This is a genomic window from Alcanivorax sp. UBA3183 (assembly GCF_002364155.1).
GTDB classification, from domain to species: Bacteria; Pseudomonadota; Gammaproteobacteria; order Pseudomonadales; family Alcanivoracaceae; genus Alcanivorax; species Alcanivorax jadensis.
Genome location: NZ_DEXN01000025.1, coordinates 38,107 through 43,958, shown reverse-complemented (window position 1 = coordinate 43,958; position 5,852 = coordinate 38,107). Strand labels below are relative to the sequence as shown.

5 protein-coding genes are annotated in these 5,852 nt (G+C 51.1%); 4 read left to right on the top strand and 1 reads right to left on the bottom strand.

The features are described 5' to 3' along the window. Nucleotides 1–282: 282 nt before the first annotated feature. The 3 genes from B3Q33_RS10240 to B3Q33_RS10230 all read left to right on the top strand — a co-directional run bounded on the left by B3Q33_RS10240 (nt 283) and on the right by B3Q33_RS10230 (nt 2,992). Nucleotides 283–1,131, top strand: coding sequence for a hypothetical protein (locus B3Q33_RS10240; RefSeq protein WP_272963447.1), 849 nt, complete (start codon nt 283–285; stop codon nt 1,129–1,131). A gap of 216 nt (nt 1,132–1,347) precedes the next feature. After that, nucleotides 1,348–1,956, top strand: a complete 609-nt coding sequence (locus tag B3Q33_RS10235; RefSeq protein ID WP_272963448.1) for a hypothetical protein — start codon at nt 1,348–1,350, stop codon at nt 1,954–1,956. Between the two features lie 4 nt (nt 1,957–1,960). After that, a complete protein-coding gene (locus tag B3Q33_RS10230; protein ID WP_272963449.1) occupies nt 1,961–2,992 on the top strand; it encodes a sensor histidine kinase in 1,032 nt (343 codons plus the stop codon). A 187-nt stretch (nt 2,993–3,179) separates the two neighbouring features. Here B3Q33_RS10230 and speE read toward each other — a convergent pair whose 3' ends face one another. After that, on the bottom strand, nt 3,180–4,040 hold the full coding sequence (gene speE, locus B3Q33_RS10225) for a polyamine aminopropyltransferase (protein ID WP_272963450.1): 861 nt from the start codon (nt 4,038–4,040) through the stop codon (nt 3,180–3,182). A 160-nt stretch (nt 4,041–4,200) separates the two neighbouring features. Here speE and speA point away from each other — a divergent pair. After that, nucleotides 4,201–5,852, top strand: a 1,652-nt coding sequence (gene speA, locus B3Q33_RS10220; RefSeq protein WP_272963451.1) for a biosynthetic arginine decarboxylase, incomplete at its 3' end; no start/stop codon positions are given.

Genomic DNA, 5,852 nt, shown 5'->3' with positions numbered 1-5,852 from the left:
TTATCAATTCTCAACTATCAATTCTCAATTGCTTTCCCTGCGCGTTTCCTTATACGCAAATATTGTGTAGATTCGGAACGGGATCACAAATAACAACCGGTCAGCCAGGGTGGCATGGCCTGCGAAAGCGAATCGGGGGAAGGGATGCCTGTCTGTTTATTCTTATGCTGGCCTAGAGCTGGTTTCGTTGCATGTCTCTCCTATTTGATTTGGTGCGCAGGGGTAACACGTGGCCCCAATCATGAGTTCTGAGCAATCCTGCGGAATGGGAAGAAAAAATTTATGGCTAAAAAAGAGAACAAAGATTGCTTTGTTATTATGCCTATCAGTGATGCTGACGGGTATGACAAAGGGCATTTCTTTAGGGTTTATGAAGATATCGTAAAGCCGGCAGTGGATAATACTGAGTTCGTAGCTCGAAGAGCAGATGAAGTAAAGGAAACGAACTTTATTCATTTGGATATACTTAAAAAACTTATAGATGCCCCAATAGCTATTTGTGATTTAAGCTCCAGAAATCCCAATGTTCTTTTTGAGCTTGGGATTAGGCAGGCTTTTGATAAACCTGTTGTGTTAATACAGGAAAAGGGAACGCCAAAAATATTTGATATTGGTCCTCTGCGTTATTTGGAATATGACAAAGGGATGAAGTACCACGATGTCTTGAAAACTCAAGCAGAGCTGACGGAAACAATTAACGCTACCAAGGCTGCTGAAGGTCAACAGGGAAGTATTAATTCTATTGTTCGCCTAATGGCATTAAGTAATTCCGCGTCTATTCCAAAACTAGAGGGGGACAATAAAGAAGCATTCGCAATTGATGTTGTGCAGGCTCAATTGAATGATATGCGGAAAATGCTTGAAATCTCAATGGTAGATAGTAGGAGAGGTGGGTCAAAAGGGGGTATTTCTTCAATCGAGTATGAGCGGATCTCTGGCAAGCTGGACAGGCTTATAAATTCCAGAAAGAAAACGCCTAAAGAGCTTCAGGAGAGAGAGTTTCATCGATTGATGATGGAGACAGAAGAGATTGCTATGCATTGTGATGAAAAAAGCGACCATAGAATGTTTCGTCTTCTAATGGAAAGAATTCACAAGGCAATGCGCAATGAATTTGATGATTTCATGTGAATAAAAAATGGCTTTAGTTTATAAGGAGGCGCGAGGGGAAAAATGAGAGGGGTGGCCCGGGGCGATGGAGTCAGATGTTGCTTCGCATGCAAATAGGTTGCAGGTCATGGGAAAGGTCTGGTCCCCGTTTTTATTTATGGGCGTAAGAAGAAAAGTTTGGCCAAAGCCTGATTGCGCGAGGTGGTCAAAAAATATTTACTATTTATAAGGAAAGGCATGGATTGGTTAATAAATAATAAAGAGTGGATTTTTAGTGGGGTGGGAGTTTTCGTTATTGGTATTTTTGCGACATTGATGCGCTTTAAGAGTGTGCCTCAAGAGAATGCCGTTGTGAATGATTTGTCAGTATCGGGCGGCAGTGGCGGTGATAATGCTAATGAAGCTGAGATTGAGAGTTTGCTGGTTAATGATGAAAGAAGAGGTAAAGATCTAGATCATTTCAAGAATGTCACAAAAATACTTTTTATCGATGATGATGCTAGGTTTAAGGTTGTGAAAATTTTGAGTCGAAGCGGGTGGGTCCATGCAAAGCTTATAAAGGACTGCGAAACCTTGGATGATAGGGATGTGGTTGAGGCAGATATCCTCTTTATTGATGTTCAGGGGGTGGGTGTATCGATGGGGTTTTCTGATGAAGGGTTAGGTTTGGCGCTTGCTATAAAAGAGAAATATAAAGAGAAAAAAGTGATTATATACTCCGCTGAAACTGAGGGTGATAGATTTCATGAGGCGCTGAGGAAAGCGGATTCGTTTTTAGCAAAAAATGCAGATCCATATCAATTTCAAAGACTGGTGGAAGAATTTACCATAGGGATTGGCGGTTAAATAAATGGATGTAAGATATAGGCTGATTGATAGTAATGGGCAGGTAATATTCAGTAACTTAAGCGAAAGCGATATTCGGATAATTCCAAGTCTTAAAGGGCCTTCGAATAAGTTTATTTCTGGGCGAATGAGGGCTGGCACTATGGAGTCTGACGGGTATAAGGTTTTTGCTTTTAGTGAGCTGAAAGATCATATTAAAAGTTCATCGGTTTTTAAAAAAGAAATAAAAACGATATTAAATTCTGCTAATAGAATACGAGAAATAATTGAAGAGTCGGCAAGGGAGACAAACAGAAGTACCAGCCGGTTGATTCATAATCTGACGTCGATTAACGCTCATAATATACAGGAGTTTTACTCTCTGATACCTCAAGAAAATGTCAGTAGGAAAATGGGTAAGCAGCTGGCATATGTTCAGTCTGTTGTGGAAGATGAGCCCAAAGAAGCTGCAATGGTTCTTCTGAGAATGGCCAAAAATAATGCTGCCATGAAGGCGGAGTTTGCAGTGTTTAAGAAATTGTTTGATTCGACTCCTGACCTTAGGCCCACAAATCATAATGTCCACAAGGTCTTGATGAATATTTTTTATCTATTCTTTCCGGATTTTACTGACAAAAATGTTAGAGTTGTTGTGGGTGATCGGGAAGACCGCTACTTAGCTTACTTTGACTATGAATCGGTTCATGTTGCTCTTTACCATATAATAGAAAATTCGGCTAAATATATTAGGCCGGGAAGTGAAATGGGGGTGAAAATATGCAACCATTTAGGCCGGTCAGAAATTATTTTTGAAATGATTAGCACGCAAATCCGGCCGGACGAGGTAGATATTATTTTCGAGGAAGGCGTTTCCGGAGATATAGCAAAAAAATCTGGTAAATCGGGGAACGGAATAGGAATGAGTCGGGCAAGAAAGATTATCGAGTTAAACGGCGGAAGTTTATCTGTTAAGCCTGATCCTGGTACGGAAGAGGTTGTAATGGGGGTTACATACCAAAAAAATATTTTTTCTATGATTTTGCCTCGAAAAAAGTAGCGGTGACAGAGTATGAAAGTGCCGATCGTATCGGCCTGAACGGCACTTTCTTAGCCTCAAGTGGAGAGGGAGTTGGGTCAGGTCTTGCCCCGTGCGCTTTGGTTTCTTAGTGGTCGGTATATCTAAAAGAAAATGCCCTTGCTTCCAACAAAGACAAGGGCATTCTTTTTCTTGCAGCTTGCAACGCCTAGCCCTTAATCGCCTTCTCCATAAACGGCGGCAACACCAACGCCCCTTTATGCATGGCCGCTGAATAATACTTCGTCTCGAACCCTTTTCCGGTGGCGTCCGCCTCGCGGAAGCTGCCCACATCTGAATTCTTGCCCGCCAGGGTGCAGCTCCACCAGCCGCTGGGGTACACCGGCTGCGGGAAGGGCAGGGTCTGGGTGGTGCTGAAGCCCGCTTCACGCATGTTGGCGTGCAGGTCCTTGATGATGGTATCGCTGTGCAGCAGCGGGGATTCGGATTGCTGCACGATGATGCCGCCATCGGCCAGTACGCGGTGGCAATCACGGAAGAAGTCGGCCTTGAACAGGCCTTCTGCCGGGCCCACCGGGTCGGTGGAATCCACGATGATCACGTCCACACTGCCGTCGTCGCAGTCGCGCATGTATTGCACGCCGTCTTCGAACAGCAGTTCGGCGCGGCTGTCGTTGTTGGACTCGCACAGCTCCGGGAAGTATTTCTCGGAATAGCGGGTGACCATTTCGTCGATGTCGATCTGGGTGGCTTTTTCCACGCTGGAATGACGCAGCACTTCACGCAGGGTGCCGCAGTCGCCGCCACCGATGATGATGACGCGCTTGGGGTTGGCGTGGCTGAACAGCACCGGGTGCGACATCATCTCGTGGTAGAGGAAGTTGTCGCGGGTGGAGAGCATGGTGGCGCCATCGATGGTCATCAGGTAACCGAAGGTGTCGGTTTCCCACATCTCGATGTGCTGATACTCGGTCTGCACTTCTTCCAGCTTTTGTTTCAGGCGCAGGCCGAAAGCGGTGCCGGCGGTGTCGAAGTGCTCGTAAAACCAGTTGTCTTTGGTGCTGCTCATGGGCCTTTCCAGTGGGTGGGAGCAAGATGGCTCCCCGGGGTGGACAATACTCGCGATTGTAAGGCCTGCGCCCCTCATGTAAAGCAGGAAAAAGGGGTGCGAGTGCGGCGCCCCGGCAGGCATAATGCCCCCAGACAACCCCCTTATTTCAGGACAGGTAATGACCGACAGATCTTCCTTGCCCGCCAGCGACATCTACAACGTGGATCGCTGGGGCGACAGCTACTTCCGAATCGACGACCAGGGCCAGCTGTGTGTGCGGCCCAATGGCGAGCAGGGCGGCCAGGCCACGCTGGAAGCGGTGCTGGAAAGCTGCCGGGCGGCCGGGTTGCGGGCCCCGGTACTGGCGCGTTTTTCCGGGATTCTTCGCCAGCGGGTGAAGCTGCTGGCCGGGGCCTTCCGGGAGGCCATTGAGGGCAACGACTATCAGGGCGGCTATACGCCGGTGTATCCGATCAAGGTGAACCAGCAGCGCCGGGTGGTGCACGAGATTCTGCGCGCCCGTGAAGACGGCGAGCGCATCGGCCTGGAGGCGGGCTCCAAGCCGGAGCTGCTGGCCGTGCTGGCCCTGTCCAACCCGGGCGATACCATCGTCTGCAACGGCTACAAGGACGCGGAATACCTGCGCCTGGCGCTGATGGGCGAGAAGCTGGGCTTTCACGTGCATATCGTGGTGGAGAAGATGTCCGAGCTGCCGGCGCTGCTGTCGCTGGCGGACGAGCTGGGCGTGTCGCCGCGCATCGGCCTGCGGGTGCGGCTGATGAGCATCAGCAAGGGTAACTGGCAGAACACCGGGGGCGAGAAGTCCAAGTTCGGCCTGAGTGCGCCGCAGCTGATGGCGGCCATCGAGCACTGCCGTGCCGCCGGGCGGCTGGATTGCGTGAAGCTGCTGCATTTTCACCTGGGCTCCCAGGTGGCCAATATCCAGGACATCAAGGCGGGCATGCGCGAAGCGGCCCGTTACTACACCGAGATGCGCGCCCTGGGCGCGGCGGTGGAGACCGTGGATGTGGGCGGCGGCCTGGGGGTGGATTATGAAGGCACCCACTCCCGGTCCTATTGCTCCATGAACTATGGGGTGGGCGACTATGCCCGCCATATCGTGCAGACCCTGCAGCAGCAGTGTGCCCAGCACGGCCTGCCGGAGCCCAACATCATCTCCGAATCCGGCCGGGCGCTGACCGCTCACCACGCGGTGCTGCTGGTGAATATCACCGACCAGGAGCAGATGGCCCCGGTGACGGTGGAGGCGCCGGTGGACGACGACGTGGCCGAGCTGCACCAGTTATGGGAGCTGCAAGGGTTGCTGGCCGGCGAACCGGGCAATCTGATCGAGCGTTTCTCGGAAGTGACCGGCGCCTGGCAGGACATTCACCAGCGTTATATCGCCGGTGACCTGGGCCTGGGCACCCGCGCCCGCGGCGAGCAGCTGTATATCAACTGCCTGCTGGCCCTGCGCGGTCGGTTGAACCCGCTGCGCAAGCAGCAGCGAGAGTTGCTCGACAGCCTCAACGAAACCCTGGCGGACAAGTTGTTCGTGAATTTTTCCGTGTTCCAGTCGGTGCCGGATGTGTGGGGGATCAACCAGGTCTTCCCGGTGCTGCCCTTGTCCGGCCTGGACAAGCCGGCCACCCGTCGGGCGGTGATCCAGGATATTACCTGCGATTCCGATGGCCGCATCGACCAGTTCGTGGATGGCGAAGGCGTGGAAGCCACCTTGCCACTGCCGGAACAGCTCAACGGCCACCTGGGGATTTTCATGGTGGGTGCCTACCAGGAAATCCTCGGCGACATGCACAACCTGTTCGGCGA

What these genes read in the sequence shown, in the direction of transcription:
- B3Q33_RS10240 (WP_272963447.1), top strand. Translation starts at nt 283, where the DNA reads ATGGCTAAAAAAGAGAACAAAGATTGCTTTGTTATTATGCCTATCAGT.
- B3Q33_RS10235 (WP_272963448.1), top strand. Translation starts at nt 1,348, where the DNA reads ATGGATTGGTTAATAAATAATAAAGAGTGGATTTTTAGTGGGGTGGGA.
- B3Q33_RS10230 (WP_272963449.1), top strand. Translation starts at nt 1,961, where the DNA reads ATGGATGTAAGATATAGGCTGATTGATAGTAATGGGCAGGTAATATTC.
- speE (WP_272963450.1), bottom strand. Translation starts at nt 4,040, where the DNA reads ATGAGCAGCACCAAAGACAACTGGTTTTACGAGCACTTCGACACCGCC.